The organism is Pseudescherichia sp., from assembly GCF_031987975.1.
GTDB lineage: Bacteria > Pseudomonadota > Gammaproteobacteria > Enterobacterales > Enterobacteriaceae > Pseudescherichia.
This window is the reverse complement of the sequence record NZ_DALZYX010000006.1, coordinates 52,285-68,468: the sequence shown is the minus strand read 5'-3', so window position 1 is coordinate 68,468 and position 16,184 is coordinate 52,285. Positions and strand designations below refer to the sequence as shown.

Here is a 16,184-nt window from a genome sequence, read left to right as displayed (position 1 = left end):
CTCAATAGAAAGAGAGTGGCAAAGGATTTTGAGCGGTAGCCTCAAATCCCTTCGCCGGCGTTATCCGGATCAGGTTCGACGGGTATTTTCTCAGCACACGCATCGCGCAGCACCCCGTTGAGCACGGCCTTATTGTAATGATTATGTAAGAAATCCGAAAGCCTTATGGGTCCGGCGGGGCAAACCACGCCGATTTAAAATCAAACCAGCCCAGGGTGTTCATCCGCAGGCCGCGCATGCTGCGCTGTCCCTGGATCATCAGCCAGTGGTGGATCAGCGGCACAATCGCCTTGCCCGCCAGCAGCTGCTGACACCAGGCGGCCAGGTTCATCTCACCCGCTCGCCACTGGGTGGCATCCGCCTGCCAGTCACGGGGAATACACTTCTGCAACAGCGGCACCTCATAGAGGTGGGTAAAGAGGGAGAAATCCAGCGGCAGGGTAAAGTTAGCGCTGTTGAGCCAGATATCGCTCACCGCATCGCCGCTGTGCCACTCCTCGTAGTCCACCTCCTGAATATGCAGCGTCACCTGATGCGCCGCCAGCAGGGCGCTCATGGTCTGGGCCAGCACCCGATGTTCAATGTGTTCCCGGTAGTAAGTCAGGGTCAGCGACTCCAGCCCGGCTGGCTTTTCGCTGCCACCCGGCCGGGTATGATGCCAGCGCGGCAGCAGGCCGTAGGCCGGAAACCAGTAGCGCTGGTGGTGCTCCTCGGCGTGAAAAAGCAGGCTCGCCGGGGAGAGGATCTGGCTCACCCACTCCCGCACCTGCTGGCTGGCGCCGCGACGAGTGCGGGCGTCAAACAGCAGGTAGTAGCACCCCTCCTCGAGGCGGCTCTCAACTGCTTTCTCCTCCCCACCGGGTCCCTCCAGCGTCAGGCCCGCGCTCAGATCGTCATTAACGTCGGGCAGCACCCAGACGTTCACCTCATCGATCAGCGCCCGGAAGCCAAAGTAGTCATCAAAGGCGTGGATCTTCAGCTGGTTGCTGTTATTGAGCGTTACCGCGTATGGGCCGGTGCCCACCGGCAGGCTGGCAAAGTTCTCCATGGTCGGCCACTCCCGAGGCAGGATCATCGACTGCACGTGACCCAGCAGCCACGGCAGCCAGCTGTCGGGCTGGGAGAGGTGAATATCCAGTGTCCAGGGGGTAGGGGAGACGATCTCTGTGATATGCGAGTAGAGCGGCAGGGCGTTAACCCGCTGCAGGGAAGTGATGACGTCGCTCATCTCCAGCTCGCGACCGTGGTGAAAATGAATGCCGGGACGCAGATAAAAACGCCAGTGCAGGGGAGAGAGACACTTCCAGTGATGGGCGATATCCGGCTCCAGTTCCCCATTTTCCTCATTTATTCGCGTCAGTGCGCTAAAGATCTGGCGGGCAATGTGGGTTTCCGAACGGCGCAGCGCCGTGCCGGGCAGCAGGTTACGCAGCGGCCGATAGTAGAGCACGCGCAGAATATGCCGACCCTGACGAAAGCTTCTGCCAAGGTGTGAAACCAGCATCTGCCGGACGGCGCTTTTATCGCCTACCAGCTGCACCAGCTGATCGATGCGATCCTGATCCAGCAGATCCTCTGCTCGCTGCTGCTGGAGCGCCAGGCCGGTATAGAGAAAGGTGAGGCGCGAGCGTTTACCGCGACCAGCTTCCGCTTCCCACGTCAGCCAGCCACGCTGCTGCATGGCGTTGAGCAGGGTCCGCATATGGCGGCGGGAACAGCTTAGCTGCTCCGCCAGCTCGCTAAGCGTTGTCTCCCGGGATGCGCCGCTACAGCACTGCCACAGGCGGATAAACTGTTGTTGCAGACGACCAGAGGACATAAAAGGGGAACTCCCGGCGAAAACTCAGCAATTTATTTTTCCCTATATTAAGCCAATAATCCTTGCAGATGAAAGCGGTGCCCAACTGCTTTCATCTGTGTGACTGAGTATTGGTGCTTATCGCCACGCCAGCAGCTATGATTCTGCTGGCTTTTTTCTTTTCTCACACGCTAAAAGGATGCCTATGCTCTGGCTGATGACAATGGGGAGGCGGCTGAACGGGGTCTACGCCGCGTTTATGATCGTCGCGTTTATGATGGGGATTGCCGGGGCGCTGCAGGCGCCGACGCTCAGCCTCTTTCTCAGCCGCGAGGTGGGAGCCGAGCCGTTCTGGGTGGGGCTGTTCTACACTGTCAACGCCATCGCCGGGATCCTTGTCAGCCTGTGGCTGGCGAAACGATCCGACAGCCAGGGCGATCGCCGCAAGCTGATCATGTTTTGCTGTGTGATGGCGGTGGGCAATGCGCTGCTGTTCGCCTTTAACCGTCACTACCTGACCTTGATCACCTGCGGCGTGCTGCTGGCTTCGCTGGCCAACACCGCTATGCCGCAGCTCTTTGCCCTCGCCCGGGAGTATGCCGACAGCTCGGCCCGCGAGGTGGTGATGTTCAGCTCGGTGATGCGCGCCCAGCTCTCGCTGGCGTGGGTCATCGGCCCGCCGCTGGCCTTTATGCTGGCGCTAAACTACGGTTTTACCGCCATGTTCTCCATCGCCGCCGGGATCTTTATCATCAGCTTCGCGCTGATTGCGCTGATTTTGCCGTCGGTGGCGCGGGTGGAGCAGCCTGCGGACGTGGCGGTAACGCAGGTCAGCGGCTGGCGCGATGGTAACGTGCGCAAGCTGTTTATCGCCTCCACGCTGATGTGGACCTGCAACACCATGTACATCATCGATATGCCGCTGTGGATCAGCGGGGATCTCGGCCTGCCCGACCGGCTGGCAGGGATCCTGATGGGTACCGCCGCCGGGCTGGAGATCCCGGCGATGATCCTTGCTGGTTACTACGTTAAACGCTTTGGTAAACGGCGGATGATGTCCCTGGCGGTCGCGGCGGGGGTGCTGTTCTACATTGGCCTGCTCTTCTTCCATAGCGAACATGCGCTGCTGCTGCTTCAGCTCTTCAACGCGGTGTTTATCGGGATAGTTGCCGGGATCGGCATGCTCTGGTTTCAGGATCTGATGCCTGGGCGGGCGGGTTCGGCCACCACGCTGTTTACCAACAGTATCTCTACAGGGGTGATTCTGGCGGGGGTGATTCAGGGGGCGCTGGCGCAAAGCTATGGCCACGGGGCGGTCTACTGGGTTATTGCGGGGATTTCACTGCTGACGCTGGGGCTGACAATGCGGGTGAGGGATGTTTAGGCCCGGCAAGCAGTGCGCCGCCGGGCAATACAGCACTATTATTTATACAGCTCAGCCGTCATATGCACGTTGTTATTGACGTTGGCTTCGGTGATTTTATAGGAAGAGGCACCGGCCTGCTGGGCCTGAGCGGCAATTTTCGCTTCAGCATCGTCAATGGTGGTACCGCTGGCGGTTACGCTCTGGGCAAACGCACCAAATGAGAGGGTGGAGAGAGCAACGGCAGCAACAAGAGTTTTAATCGATTTCATGATGGTAATCCTTAAGCTTGATTTTGTCTGGGGTCGTTAATTAGTTAACGATCGATAGATAAATGATAGGCGCGATTGGCTATGCGCGTCAACACTATTTTATAATGACCATTAACTAATTTAATAACGCTAACAAATTCAACGCATAAAAAAACGGCGAGGATCGCTCCTCGCCGTTAATGGTGTTTAAAACCGGTATCAGTTAGCTCATAAAGGCGGGCTGCCGCTGTTCATAGGCGGAGATAGCCTCTTCGTGCTGCAACGTCAGGCCGATGCTGTCCAGACCGTTTAACATGCAGTGGCGGCGGAACGCGTCGATATTGAAGCTGTAGGATTTCTCCCCGGCGATCACCTTCTGTGCCTCCAGGTCTACCACGAAAGTGATGCCCGGATGGCTCTGCACCAGGTTAAACAGCTCATCCACCTCGCTATCGCTCAGCGTGACCGGCAGCAGCTGATTGTTAAAGCTGTTGCCGTAGAAGATATCGGCAAAGCTTGGGGCGATCACCACCTTAAAGCCGTAGTCGGTCAGCGCCCACGGCGCGTGCTCACGTGAGGAGCCGCAGCCAAAGTTTTCCCGCGCCAGCAGGATAGAGGCGCCTTTATACTGCGGAAAATTCAGCACGAACTCCGGGTTCGGCTGCTCGCCTTTGTCGTCGAGGAAACGCCAGTCGTTGAACAGATGCGCGCCGAAGCCGGTACGCGTGACCTTCTGTAAAAACTGCTTGGGAATGATCGCATCGGTATCGACGTTAGCGGCATCCAGAGGGACCACCAGGCCGGTATGCTGGGTAAATTTCTCTGCCATGATGGTCTCCTTATTTGATGCTGCGAATGTCAGCGAAGTGGCCGGTAACGGCGGCGGCGGCGGCCATGGCCGGGCTGACCAGGTGGGTACGTCCCCCGCGCCCCTGGCGGCCTTCAAAGTTACGGTTACTGGTAGAGGCGCAGCGCTCGCCTGGATTCAGGCGATCGTTGTTCATCGCCAGGCACATGGAGCAGCCCGGCAGACGCCACTCAAAGCCCGCCTCGATAAAGATTTTATCCAGACCTTCCGCTTCCGCCTGGGCTTTCACCGGGCCAGAGCCAGGAACCACCAGCGCCTGAACGCCCGGTGCAACCTTACGTCCTTTGGCAATCTCTGCCGCCGCGCGCAGGTCTTCAATGCGCGAGTTGGTGCAGGAGCCGATAAATACCTTGTCGATGCTCACGTCGGTCAGCGGGATGCCCGGCTTCAGGCCCATATAGGCCAGCGCCTTCTCCGCGCTGGCGCGCTCAACCGGATCGGCAAACGAGGCCGGATCGGGAATGTTCTCGCCCACGGCGATCACCTGGCCTGGGTTAGTTCCCCAGGTGATCTGCGGGGCGATCTCTGCCGCCTGCAATGTGACGACGGTATCAAAGGTCGCGCCCTCGTCAGACTTCAGCGTCTTCCAGTAGGCCACTGCGTCATCGAAATCTTTGCCTTTCGGCGCGTGCAGGCGGCCTTTGACGTAGTTAAAAGTGGTCTCGTCAGGGGCGACGATGCCCGCCTTAGCGCCCATCTCGATGGCCATATTGCACAGGGTCATCCGACCCTCCATGCTCAACGCCTGAATGGCTTCGCCGCAGAACTCGACGACGTGGCCGGTACCGCCCGCGCTGCCGGTCTTGCCGATGATCGCCAGTACGATATCTTTTGCGGTGATGCCCGCTGCGGCGTGGCCCTGCACCTCAATTTTCATGGTCTTGGCGCGGCCCTGCTTCAGGGTCTGGGTTGCCAGCACGTGCTCAACTTCGGAGGTACCAATCCCGAACGCCAGCGCGCCGAATGCGCCGTGGGTGGCCGTGTGGGAGTCGCCGCAGACGATGGTCATCCCCGGCAGGGTGATGCCTTGCTCCGGTCCCATCACGTGGACGATGCCCTGGTAAGGGTGGTTCAGATCGTACAGCTCCACGCCAAACTCGTTGCAGTTCTTGATCAGCTCCTGCATCTGAATACGTGCCATCTCACCCGAGGCGTTGATATCTTTCGTCTGGGTCGAGACGTTGTGATCCATGGTGGCGAAGGTCTTACCCGGCTGGCGCACCGGGCGATGGTGCGCCCGCAGGCCGTCAAACGCCTGCGGAGAGGTCACCTCATGCACCAGGTGACGATCGATATAGAGCAGTGGGGTCTCGTTCGGCGCTTCATAGACCACGTGGGCGTCAAACAACTTCTCATACAAACTCTTGGCCATGATTACACCCCTTCCGCTACGTAGCGGGCAATAATGTCGCCCATCTCATCAGTACTGACCGCCGCGCCGCCGCGGGCCAGGTCACCGGTGCGCACACCCTCTTCCAGCGCGCGGTTAATCGCGGCTTCAATCGCATCCGCCGCATCGTTGGCGTTCAGGCTGTAGCGCAGCAGCAGCGCCAGGGAGAGGATCTGGGCAATCGGGTTAGCAATGTTTTTCCCGGCGATGTCCGGAGCGGAGCCGCCTGCTGGCTCATACAGGCCAAAGCCCTGCTCGTTAAGGCTGGCGGAGGGCAACATGCCCATCGAGCCGGTGATCATCGCGCATTCGTCGGAGAGGATGTCGCCAAACAGGTTGGAGCAGAGCAGGACGTCAAACTGGGACGGATCCTTAATCAGCTGCATGGTGGCGTTGTCGATGTACATATGCGCCAGCTCAACGTCCGGGTACTCTTTGGCGATCTCGTTAACGATCTCGCGCCACAGCAGCGAGGTTTGCAGCACGTTGGCCTTATCGATAGAGGTCACTTTATTCCGGCGCTTGCGCGCGGACTCAAAGGCGATGCGGGCGATGCGCTCGATCTCGAAGCGATGATAGACCTCGGTATCAAACGCTTTTTCATGCTGACCGCTGCCTTCCCGGCCCTTCGGCTGGCCGAAATAGATCCCACCGGTCAGCTCGCGGACGCAGAGAATATCAAAACCGTTGGCGGCGATATCCGCCCGCAGCGGGCAGAAGGCTTCCAGCCCCTGATACAGCTTCGCCGGACGCAGGTTGCTGAACAGCTTAAAGTGCTTACGCAGCGGCAGCAGCGCGCCGCGCTCCGGCTGCTGCGCCGGGGGCAGATGTTCCCACTTCGGGCCGCCGACCGAGCCGAAGAGAATCGCATCGGCCTGCTCGCAGCCGGCAACGGTGGCCTGCGGCAGCGGGTTGCCGTGGCGGTCAATGGCAATTCCGCCTACGTCGTAGTGGCTGGTGGAAATGCGCAGGGAGAAACGCTGACGAATTGCTTCCAGTACTTTCAGGGCTTGCGCCATCACTTCCGGGCCAATACCGTCGCCCGGCAAAACTGCAATATGATAATTTTTAGACATCACACGGTTTCCTGGTTGTTTTCTTTTATTGCTTTACGCTGCAGCTCTTTTTCGACTTCATTGGCGCGCCAGATGTTGTTCAGTACGTGCACCATCGCTTTGGCGGAGGACTCAACGATGTCGGTCGCCAGACCCACACCGTGGAAACGACGGCCGTTATAGTTCGCCACGATATCCACCTGGCCCAGGGCATCTTTGCCGTGGCCCTTCGCACTCAGCTGGTACTTCACCAGCTCGATATCGTAGTCGGTGATGCGGTTGATCGCCTGATAGACGGCATCCACCGGACCGTTGCCGTTGGCGGCTTCGGCTTTCACTTCATCGCCGCAGACCAGCTTCACCGAGGCGGTGGCCATCGCATTGGAGCCGGACTGCACGCTGAAGTAGTCCAGGCGGAAGTGCTCTGGCTCCTCCTGCTGCTTGTTGATGAAGGCCAGCGCTTCCAGATCGTAATCAAATACCTGGCCCTTCTTATCCGCCAGCTTCAGGAAGGCGTCGTACAGGTTATCCAGGTTATAGTCGCTCTCTTTATAACCCATCTCATCCATACGGTGCTTCACGGCTGCACGACCGGAGCGGGAGGTCAGGTTCAGCTGTACCTGGTTCAGGCCGATGGACTCCGGGGTCATGATTTCGTAGTTTTCACGATTTTTCAGCACGCCATCCTGATGGATACCGGAGGAGTGGGCAAACGCGCCGGTGCCGACGATCGCCTTGTTCGCGGGCACCGGCATGTTGCAGATCTGGCTGACCATCTGGCTGGTACGCCAGATCTCCTGGTGATTGATGCGGGTCTGCACGTTCATGATGTCCTTACGCACCTTAATCGCCATGATCACCTCTTCCAGCGAGCAGTTACCGGCGCGCTCGCCAATACCGTTCATCGCACCCTCAACCTGGCGCGCCCCGGCATGGACCGCCGCGATGGCGTTGCCGACGGCGAGGCCTAAATCGTCATGGGTGTGGACGGAGATGATGGCTTTATCGATGTTAGGCACATGCTCATACAGGCCGGTAATGATATTGGCGAACTCGAAAGGCATGGTGTAGCCAACGGTATCAGGAATATTGATGGTCTTCGCCCCGGCGTTAATCGCTGCCTCTACCACTCGGGCCAGATCGGCAATCGGGGTACGGCCTGCATCTTCACAGGAGAACTCAACGTCGTCAGTATAGTTACGCGCACGTTTGACCATATAAACCGCGCGCTCGATCACCTCGTCCAGGGTGCTGCGCAGCTTGGTGGCGATGTGCATCGGAGAGGTAGCAATAAAGGTATGGATACGGAAAGCCTCAGCGACCTTCAGTGACTCTGCTGCCACGTCGATATCTTTCTCAACGCAGCGCGCCAGGGCGCAGACGCGGCTATTTTTCACCTGACGGGCAATGGTCTGTACGGACTCAAAATCGCCCGGGGAAGAGACCGGGAAGCCTACCTCCATTACGTCTACGCCCATACGCTCAAGCGCCAGTGCAATCTGCAGTTTCTCTTTTACACTCAGGCTTGCCTGTAACGCCTGCTCACCGTCGCGTAAGGTGGTATCGAAAATGGTAACGTGCTGCTGGCTCATGGTTTAGGTCCTTGTCTGTCGGGAGTCGCCTTGTGCTACGAGCATAAAAAAACCCGCGCATTGGCGCGGGTTCTTTGTTTTAACCGGAAGCTGACTTAACTCTGTTTGTCGCCCACCAGTCCACCGCGCAAAGAGGATGCGTTTAGTAGTAGTAGACCGGCGATACGAACGTTGCGAATCATGCGTCAGCTCCAGATGAAATCGATATGCTTTTAGTGGTACTGGATATGGCAGATGATGTCAACAGCGGAGAAAGAAAAACCGACGGAAGCGGAAGCGGAGGGGTAGATTATTGTGCTATTTAGGACAGAATGGGCGAAACATTTTCACTCCTGCGAGGGCGCCTGTCTCGACTGGTTTCTGGCAGACATATTCTATTTACAAATGCATATATATTGTCACAGGTTGATATCGCGGTTCATTTGCTTGATTTGGCTGGATTTAATATCTTTATAATATATTTTTTATATGTTTTTTTACAATCCTGGTACAATCCCTATTCATTTTACCAATAATTAATTAGATGACTTTAGAAAATCTGAATCTGGTTTTAAGTATATATCGCTTTGATTATTCATGATGTCTATGTTTTTATGGCGCCCATAGCGTTCAGGGTATGCATTGGACAATAAAGAAACGCGATGTCAATTACGCTTTTCGCGTAATATTATCCAAAATTACTCTGTATTTTTTCTAAAATTATACGATACTGCTTTTGCTTATTTATATGCTCGGTAACTCATATTTTTCAAGGTGTTTTACGCTTGCCAGCAAAAGGAGTTTAGTATGACAGTGGAGTCAAAAATGTCAGAAGTCAAAAATGAATATCTTTCGCTGCCTTATGATATGAAGTCGAAGCTCCGCCAGGTCGATCTTAATTTATTGACCGTTTTCGATGCGGTCATGCAGGAGCAGAATATCACCCGGGCAGCGCGCAATCTCGGTATGTCGCAGCCGGCGGTCAGCAACGCGGTAGCCCGTCTGAAGGTGCTATTTAACGACGATCTCTTCTCCCGCTATGGTCGTGGCATCAAGCCTACGGCCCGTGCCTATCAGCTATTTGGGTCGGTTCATCAGGCGCTGCAGCTTATTCAGAACGAACTTCCTGGCTCTGGTTTTGACCCGCTTAAAAGCGAGCGTATTTTCCATATTTGTATCTGCAGTCCACTGGATACCTACCTGACGTCAACTATCTATAACCGTATTGAAAAGGACGCACCCAATATTCATTTGGTCTTTAGCTCGGCGCTGGATAAAAATATTGAGCACCAGCTGCGCTATCAGGAAACTGGGTTTGTTATTGGCTATGAAGAGTTTAAGCGCCCGGAGTTCTCCTGCCTGCCGCTTTTTAACGATGAAATGGTGCTGGTGGCCAGTAAACAGCATCCGCGTATCTATAATCCGTTAACCGAAGCCGATATCTATAATGAAGAGCATGCGGTAGTTTCTCTTGAGCGCTACGCCTCTTTTAGCCAGCCGTGGTATGACACGCCAGACAAACAGAGTCGAATTGCTTACCAGGGAATGGCGTTGGTCAGCGTGCTGAACGTCGTCTCGCAAACCCAGCTGGTCTGTATTGCCCCGCGTTGGCTAAGCGAAAAATTTGCCGACAGCCTGGGGCTGCAAATTATGCCGCTGCCGTTAAAGCGTAATAGCCGCACCTGCTTTTTATCATGGCACGAAGCAGCCGGTCGCGATAAAGGCCATCAGTGGATGGAAGAGCTTTTAATCGACGTTTGCCGCCGCGTATAAGCTATGGGGTAAAACCGGATAGCCACTATCCGGTTTATGCTGCAAAAGGGTTTATTTGCCAGATTTTAAACTAATGTGATTTTTATCTAAGCTTTGCCGACAGGTGAAAAATGGATGAATTGCTGTACGTGGCCCGTTTCAAATGATGAAGCATCATTAGCTTTCCTTATCGCAGTTGAATCTACTACTAACCTTTTATTCACCTCCCGCTTCCTCTTTTTACCCGCTGCAACGCTAATCGTTTGCTAATTGCCTGCCCCGTAATCAGCAGTTAAGGTAGCTGACAATATATAAAAGCCTGGAGGCAAGTCATGGAGATGTTGTCTGGAGCCGAAATGGTCGTCCGATCGCTCATCGATCAGGGGGTAAAGCAGGTCTTTGGTTACCCTGGAGGGGCCGTCCTTGATATCTACGACGCCCTGCATACGGTGGGCGGCATTGAGCATGTGCTGGTGCGGCACGAGCAGGCGGCGGTGCATATGGCGGACGGTCTGGCGCGCGCCACTGGCGAAGTGGGCGTGGTGCTGGTCACCTCCGGGCCTGGCGCAACCAATGCCATTACCGGTATTGCCACCGCCTATATGGACTCTATTCCGCTGGTGGTGCTCTCCGGGCAGGTTGCCACCTCGCTGATCGGCTACGACGCCTTTCAGGAGTGCGACATGGTAGGGATCTCCCGCCCGGTGGTGAAACATAGCTTCCTGGTCAAACAGGCGGAAGATATTCCTGGCGTGCTGAAGAAAGCCTTCTGGCTGGCCTCTACCGGCCGTCCCGGCCCCGTGGTAGTTGATCTACCCAAAGACATCATGAACCCGGCGAATAAGCTGCCCTACGTCTGGCCGGAGTCGGTGAGCATGCGCTCCTATAACCCGACCACCCAGGGGCATAAGGGACAGATCAAGCGCGCATTGCAGACCCTGATCGCCGCGAAGAAGCCGGTGGTCTACGTGGGGGGCGGGGCGATCAACGCTGCCTGTGATAAGCAGCTGCGCGAGCTGGCCGAGAAGCTAAACCTGCCGGTCGTCTCTTCACTCATGGGGCTAGGCGCGTTTCCGGCTACCCATCGTCAGGCGCTCGGGATGCTGGGGATGCACGGCACCTACGAAGCCAACATGACGATGCACCACTCAGATGTGATTTTTGCCGTCGGTGTACGCTTCGACGATCGCACCACCAACAATCTGATGAAGTACTGCCCGAACGCCACGGTGCTGCACATCGATATCGACCCCACCTCCATCTCGAAAACGGTGGCAGCGGACGTGCCTATCGTGGGCGATGCCCGTCTGGTGCTGGAGCTGATGCTGGAGCTGCTGGCCCAGGAAGAGAGCGTTCAGCCCCACGACGACATCCGCGACTGGTGGCTGACAATTGATAGCTGGCGCGCCCGCCAGTGCCTGAAGTACGACACCCAGAGCGAGAGCATCAAACCGCAGGCGGTGATCGAAGCTATCTGGCGTCTGACTCATGGCGATGCCTACGTGACCTCTGACGTCGGCCAGCACCAGATGTTTGCCGCCCTCTATTATCCTTTCGATAAGCCACGGCGCTGGATCAACTCCGGCGGCCTCGGCACGATGGGCTTTGGCCTGCCCGCTGCGCTGGGGGTGAAAATGGCCCTGCCGGAAGAGACGGTGGTCTGCGTGACCGGCGACGGCAGTATCCAGATGAACATTCAGGAGCTATCAACGGCGCTACAGTATGAGCTGCCGGTGCTGGTACTGAATCTGAACAACCGCTATCTGGGGATGGTGAAGCAGTGGCAGGATATGATCTACTCCGGCCGCCACTCACAGTCCTATATGCAATCCCTCCCTGATTTTGCCCGTCTGGCCGAAGCCTACGGTCACGTTGGTATCCGTATCACCCGCCCTGATGAGCTGGAGGCGCAGCTGAGCGAGGCTTTAGCGCAGGTAAAAAATGGCCGTCTGGTATTTGTTGACGTGACCGTTGACGGCAGTGAGCATGTGTACCCCATGCAGATCCGTGGCGGCGGCATGGATGAGATGTGGTTAAGCAAAACGGAGAGAACCTGATTATGCGCCGGATATTATCTGTATTACTGGAGAACGAATCGGGTGCGCTGTCGCGCGTGATTGGTCTCTTCTCCCAGCGTGGCTACAACATTGAGAGCCTGACCGTGGCGCCGACGGACGATCCGACCCTCTCCCGCATGACCATTCAGACGGTGGGCGATGCCAAGGTGCTGGAGCAGATCGAGAAGCAGCTGCATAAGCTAGTGGACGTGCTGCGCGTCAGCGAGCTGGGGCAGGGGGCACACGTTGAGCGCGAGATCATGCTAGTGAAGATCCAGGCCAGCGGCTATGGTCGGGAGGAGGTGAAGCGTAACGCGGAGATCTTCCGTGGGCAGATCATTGACGTGACTCCCTCTATCTACACGGTTCAGCTTGCCGGCACCAGCGATAAGCTGGATGCGTTTCTGGCCTCTATCCGCGACGTGGCGAAAATTGTCGAGGTTGCCCGCTCTGGGGTGGTTGGCCTGTCGCGCGGCGATAAAATCATGCGTTAGGTTGAAGGCAACGGCAAAATGAGCAGCCCGGCGGATCCCGTCGGGCTTTTTTTTGCGAAAACAGCCGGAAGGCTGAGCAAAAGCGGTTGCCGCAGTGACTATTCTGCGTTTAGATGTTATGGAACTAAACCTATATTCCTAAAAAGGTTATGGAGTATCCTTTTTTTTTGAGAGGCAATTGTGAAACTGGATGAAATCGCCCGGCTTGCCGGCGTCTCACGCACCACAGCAAGCTATGTGATCAACGGCAAAGCGAAGCAGTATCGCGTTAGCGACAAAACCGTTGAAAAAGTCATGGCCGTTGTGCGCGAGCATAACTACCATCCGAATGCGGTGGCCGCCGGGCTGCGGGCAGGACGCACGCGGTCGATTGGCCTGGTTATTCCCGATCTGGAGAATACCAGCTATACCCGCATTGCTAACTACCTTGAGCGACAGGCGCGCCAGCGCGGCTACCAGCTCCTCATTGCCTGTTCGGAAGACCAGCCGGATAACGAAATGCGCTGTATTGAGCATCTGCTGCAGCGTCAGGTCGATGCCATTATCGTGTCGACGTCGCTTCCGCCGGAGCACCCCTTTTACCAACGCTGGGCCAACGATGCGTTCCCTATCGTTGCTCTCGACCGGGCGTTAGACCGGGAACACTTTACCAGCGTGGTCGGTGCCGATCAGGATGATGCCGAGATGCTGGCGGCGGAGCTGCGCACCTTCCCGGCGGAGAACGTCCTCTATCTGGGGGCGCTGCCGGAGCTTTCCGTCAGCTTCCTGCGCGAACAGGGTTTCCGCACCGCCTGGAAAGACGATCCGCGCGAGGTGAGCTTCCTCTACGCCAACAGCTACGAGCGTGAAGCAGCTGCGCAGCTGTTCGACAAGTGGCTGGAGACCAATCCGATGCCGCAGGCGCTGTTCACTACCTCGTTTGCTCTGTTACAGGGGGTGATGGATGTGACGCTGCGCCGCGACGGCCATCTGCCAGCCAATTTAGCCATCGCTACCTTTGGCGATCATGAGCTGCTGGACTTCCTGCAGTGTCCGGTGCTGGCCGTGGCCCAGCGCCATCGCGACGTGGCGGAGCGCGTGCTGGAGATCGTACTGGCCAGCCTCGACGAGCCGCGTAAGCCGAAGCCGGGCCTGAGCCGCATCCGGCGCAACCTCTACCGCCGCGGCGTGCTAAACCGCATCTGATTTTACCTAAAGGCAGCGAAAGCTGCCTTTCCCTGTCCGCGCCCCCTTTTAAATGACAGCCATTGGCGTATTAACGTAAATTAACGCTCGGATTAATCCTTAAAATCTATAGGCCGCTATTTTTTAAATTTCCCTTCATTCTTAAAACGCATTTTTTTAGGGGAAAAGGAGGTAACGACGCGTTAATTTTGTATTGTTTTGTTACATCTACAGCATGGCCGCTGAATTAATGACCTTTTTTTTAGTATGACAATTCACTTTTGCTCTCAACAACCCTTCTGCCGTCGCTCCGCCTGCAACTGACGCTGTTAACCATTGACAATATGGCTTAAAATGCTGCCCGCGTCGCAAACTGACACTTTATATTTAGCCCGTATCGTGACTTAGGCTTTTCGCCGTCTCATGCGGACTCATTATTTTTTTTGCAAATATTCATGACGTTAATTTGCAGCGCGCGTTGAGCACATTTTGTGCGGGCCTGTTCTCCACAATTAATCGTGGTTGTTTCGGACTCGTTAGCCTCAGTGCTGGCTTGACAAGCTTTTCCTCCGCTCCGTAAACTCCCTCGGTGGGGATTTGTGGGATAAAGTGGTGAAAGGTTGATTTTGAGGTGAAACTGGCATGTTCCGTGGGGCAACGTTAGTTAATCTCGACAGTAAAGGTCGGTTGTCCGTGCCTGTTCGCTACCGGGAACAACTTGTCGAGCATGCTGCCGGTCAGATGGTCTGTACCATTGACATCCATCACGCCTGCCTGCTGCTTTACCCCCTCCCGGAATGGGAAATTATTGAGCAAAAATTATCGCGTCTGTCGAGCATGAATCCCGCAGAGCGACGCGTGCAGCGTTTACTGCTGGGACATGCCAGTGAATGTCAGATGGATAGCGCGGGGCGCTTATTGATTGCTCCCGTTTTACGGCACCATGCCGGACTGAACAAAGAAGTGATGCTGGTCGGGCAGTTTAACAAGTTTGAGCTGTGGGATGAAACGACCTGGTATCAACGGGTCAAGGAAGATATCGACGCTGAGCAGTCAGGCTCTGAACCACTTTCAGAGCGATTGCAGGATTTGTCTCTATAACGATGATGGAAAATTTTAAACACACAACGGTACTGCTCGACGAGGCTGTAAACGGCCTGAACATTCGTCCTGACGGCATCTACATAGATGGAACTTTTGGTCGCGGTGGCCACTCGCGCCTGATCCTCTCCCAGCTGGGGGCGGAAGGACGGCTGCTGGCAATCGATCGCGATCCTGAAGCGATCGCTATCGCCAAAACCATTGACGACCCACGCTTCTCAATTGTGCACGGACCTTTTTCCGGGCTGGCGGACTATGTTCGCGAGCGCGATCTCGCCGGCAAAATCGACGGTATTCTTCTCGATCTTGGCGTCTCCTCACCGCAGCTTGACGATCCTGAACGTGGCTTCTCCTTTATGCGCGACGGCCCGCTGGACATGCGTATGGATCCCACCCGCGGCCAGTCCGCCGCCGAATGGTTACAAACCGCTGACGAAGCCGATATCGCCTGGGTGATTAAAACCTTTGGCGAAGAGCGCTTCGGCAAACGTATTGCCCGCGCCATCGTGGAGCGTAACCGCATTGAGCCGATGACCCGCACCAAAGAGCTGGCGGAAGTGATTGCCGCCGCAACGCCGGTGAAGGATAAGCATAAACATCCCGCGACCCGTACCTTCCAGGCGGTGCGCATCTGGGTGAACAGTGAACTGGAGGAGATAGAGCAGGCGCTAAAAAACTCACTCGACGTGCTGGCCCCGGGAGGCAGGCTGTCGATCATCAGCTTCCACTCGCTGGAGGATCGCATTGTGAAACGCTTTATGCGTGAGCAGAGCCGGGGTCCACAGGTTCCAGCCGGGTTACCAATGACCGAAGCGCAACTCAGTAAACTGGGCGGCCGCTATCTGCGAGCGTTAGGCAAGTTGATGCCGGGCGAAGAAGAGGTGGCAGAGAATCCACGCGCCCGTAGTTCAGTGCTGCGTATCGCAGAGAGGACGAACGCATGATCGGCAGGGTGGCAGAGACCTTTAGCAAAGTAAAAGGGTCGTTAGGCAACACCGAGCGCCATGCCTTACCTGGCGTGATCGCAGACGATCTTTTGCGCTTTGGGAAACTGCCGCTCTGCCTGTTCATCTGCATCATCGTGACGGCGGTGACGGTAGTGACGACCGCGCACCATACCCGACTGCTGACGGCGCAGCGTGAGCAGCTGGTACTGGAGCGTGACGCGCTGGATATCGAGTGGCGCAACCTGATCCTTGAAGAGAATGCCCTCGGCGATCACAGCCGCGTTGAACGGATCGCAACCGAAAAGCTGCAGCTGCAGCATGTTGATCCTTCACAAGAAAACATCGTAGTACAGAAATAAGGACTTACGCGACG

At 56.3% G+C, this 16,184-nt stretch carries 15 protein-coding genes and 1 riboswitch; of the genes, 8 read left to right on the top strand and 7 right to left on the bottom strand.

What is annotated here, in order from left to right:
* Positions 1–28 precede the first annotated feature (28 nt).
* A riboswitch (TPP riboswitch) is annotated at positions 29–127 on the bottom strand.
* 36 nt (positions 128–163) lie between these two features.
* Positions 164–1,819, bottom strand: a complete 1,656-nt coding sequence (gene sgrR / locus RTN40_RS11980) for an HTH-type transcriptional regulator SgrR (RefSeq protein ID WP_312228657.1) — start codon at positions 1,817–1,819, stop codon at positions 164–166.
* A gap of 184 nt (positions 1,820–2,003) precedes the next feature.
* Between sgrR and RTN40_RS11975 the strand changes: the two genes are divergently transcribed.
* On the top strand, positions 2,004–3,182 hold the full coding sequence (locus RTN40_RS11975; RefSeq protein ID WP_312228656.1) for a sugar efflux transporter: 1,179 nt from the start codon (positions 2,004–2,006) through the stop codon (positions 3,180–3,182).
* A 38-nt stretch (positions 3,183–3,220) separates the two neighbouring features.
* On the opposite strand, the gene RTN40_RS11970 is transcribed toward RTN40_RS11975, so the two are convergent.
* From RTN40_RS11970 to leuL, 6 genes are all read right to left on the bottom strand, one after another.
* Positions 3,221–3,433: a YdgH/BhsA/McbA-like domain containing protein gene (locus RTN40_RS11970; protein ID WP_312212140.1), complete on the bottom strand. Its 213-nt coding sequence runs from the start codon at positions 3,431–3,433 to the stop codon at positions 3,221–3,223.
* A 202-nt stretch (positions 3,434–3,635) separates the two neighbouring features.
* Positions 3,636–4,241, bottom strand: coding sequence for a 3-isopropylmalate dehydratase small subunit (leuD, locus tag RTN40_RS11965; RefSeq protein WP_312228655.1), 606 nt, complete (start codon positions 4,239–4,241; stop codon positions 3,636–3,638).
* Between the two features lie 10 nt (positions 4,242–4,251).
* Positions 4,252–5,652 carry a 3-isopropylmalate dehydratase large subunit gene (gene leuC, locus RTN40_RS11960; RefSeq protein ID WP_312228654.1) on the bottom strand — a complete coding sequence of 467 codons (1,401 nt, stop codon included), beginning with the start codon at positions 5,650–5,652 and terminating at the stop codon, positions 4,252–4,254.
* A 2-nt stretch (positions 5,653–5,654) separates the two neighbouring features.
* Positions 5,655–6,746: a 3-isopropylmalate dehydrogenase gene (gene leuB, locus RTN40_RS11955; protein ID WP_312228653.1), complete on the bottom strand. Its 1,092-nt coding sequence runs from the start codon at positions 6,744–6,746 to the stop codon at positions 5,655–5,657.
* On the bottom strand, positions 6,746–8,317 hold the full coding sequence (gene leuA / locus RTN40_RS11950) for a 2-isopropylmalate synthase (protein ID WP_312228652.1): 1,572 nt from the start codon (positions 8,315–8,317) through the stop codon (positions 6,746–6,748). The genes leuB and leuA overlap by 1 nt, the downstream gene beginning before the upstream one ends.
* A gap of 95 nt (positions 8,318–8,412) precedes the next feature.
* On the bottom strand, positions 8,413–8,499 hold the full coding sequence (gene leuL, locus RTN40_RS21005; protein WP_103820724.1) for a leu operon leader peptide: 87 nt from the start codon (positions 8,497–8,499) through the stop codon (positions 8,413–8,415).
* A gap of 604 nt (positions 8,500–9,103) precedes the next feature.
* Here leuL and leuO point away from each other — a divergent pair.
* The 7 genes from leuO to ftsL all read left to right on the top strand — a co-directional run bounded on the left by leuO (position 9,104) and on the right by ftsL (position 16,170).
* Complete coding sequence (gene leuO, locus RTN40_RS11945) at positions 9,104–10,069, top strand: transcriptional regulator LeuO (RefSeq protein WP_409418527.1); 966 nt, start codon at positions 9,104–9,106, stop codon at positions 10,067–10,069.
* A gap of 311 nt (positions 10,070–10,380) precedes the next feature.
* On the top strand, positions 10,381–12,105 hold the full coding sequence (gene ilvI, locus RTN40_RS11940; RefSeq protein ID WP_312228650.1) for an acetolactate synthase 3 large subunit: 1,725 nt from the start codon (positions 10,381–10,383) through the stop codon (positions 12,103–12,105).
* A 2-nt stretch (positions 12,106–12,107) separates the two neighbouring features.
* On the top strand, positions 12,108–12,599 hold the full coding sequence (ilvN, locus tag RTN40_RS11935; protein WP_103820721.1) for an acetolactate synthase small subunit: 492 nt from the start codon (positions 12,108–12,110) through the stop codon (positions 12,597–12,599).
* A gap of 180 nt (positions 12,600–12,779) precedes the next feature.
* On the top strand, positions 12,780–13,784 hold the full coding sequence (gene cra / locus RTN40_RS11930; RefSeq protein WP_103820720.1) for a catabolite repressor/activator: 1,005 nt from the start codon (positions 12,780–12,782) through the stop codon (positions 13,782–13,784).
* 621 nt (positions 13,785–14,405) lie between these two features.
* Positions 14,406–14,864: a division/cell wall cluster transcriptional repressor MraZ gene (gene mraZ, locus RTN40_RS11925; RefSeq protein ID WP_042390438.1), complete on the top strand. Its 459-nt coding sequence runs from the start codon at positions 14,406–14,408 to the stop codon at positions 14,862–14,864.
* Positions 14,865–14,866: 2 nt separating this feature from the next.
* On the top strand, positions 14,867–15,808 hold the full coding sequence (gene rsmH, locus RTN40_RS11920) for a 16S rRNA (cytosine(1402)-N(4))-methyltransferase RsmH (RefSeq protein ID WP_312228649.1): 942 nt from the start codon (positions 14,867–14,869) through the stop codon (positions 15,806–15,808).
* A complete protein-coding gene (gene ftsL / locus RTN40_RS11915) occupies positions 15,805–16,170 on the top strand; it encodes a cell division protein FtsL (RefSeq protein ID WP_312228648.1) in 366 nt (121 codons plus the stop codon). The genes rsmH and ftsL overlap by 4 nt, the downstream gene beginning before the upstream one ends.
* Positions 16,171–16,184: the final 14 nt, after the last annotated feature.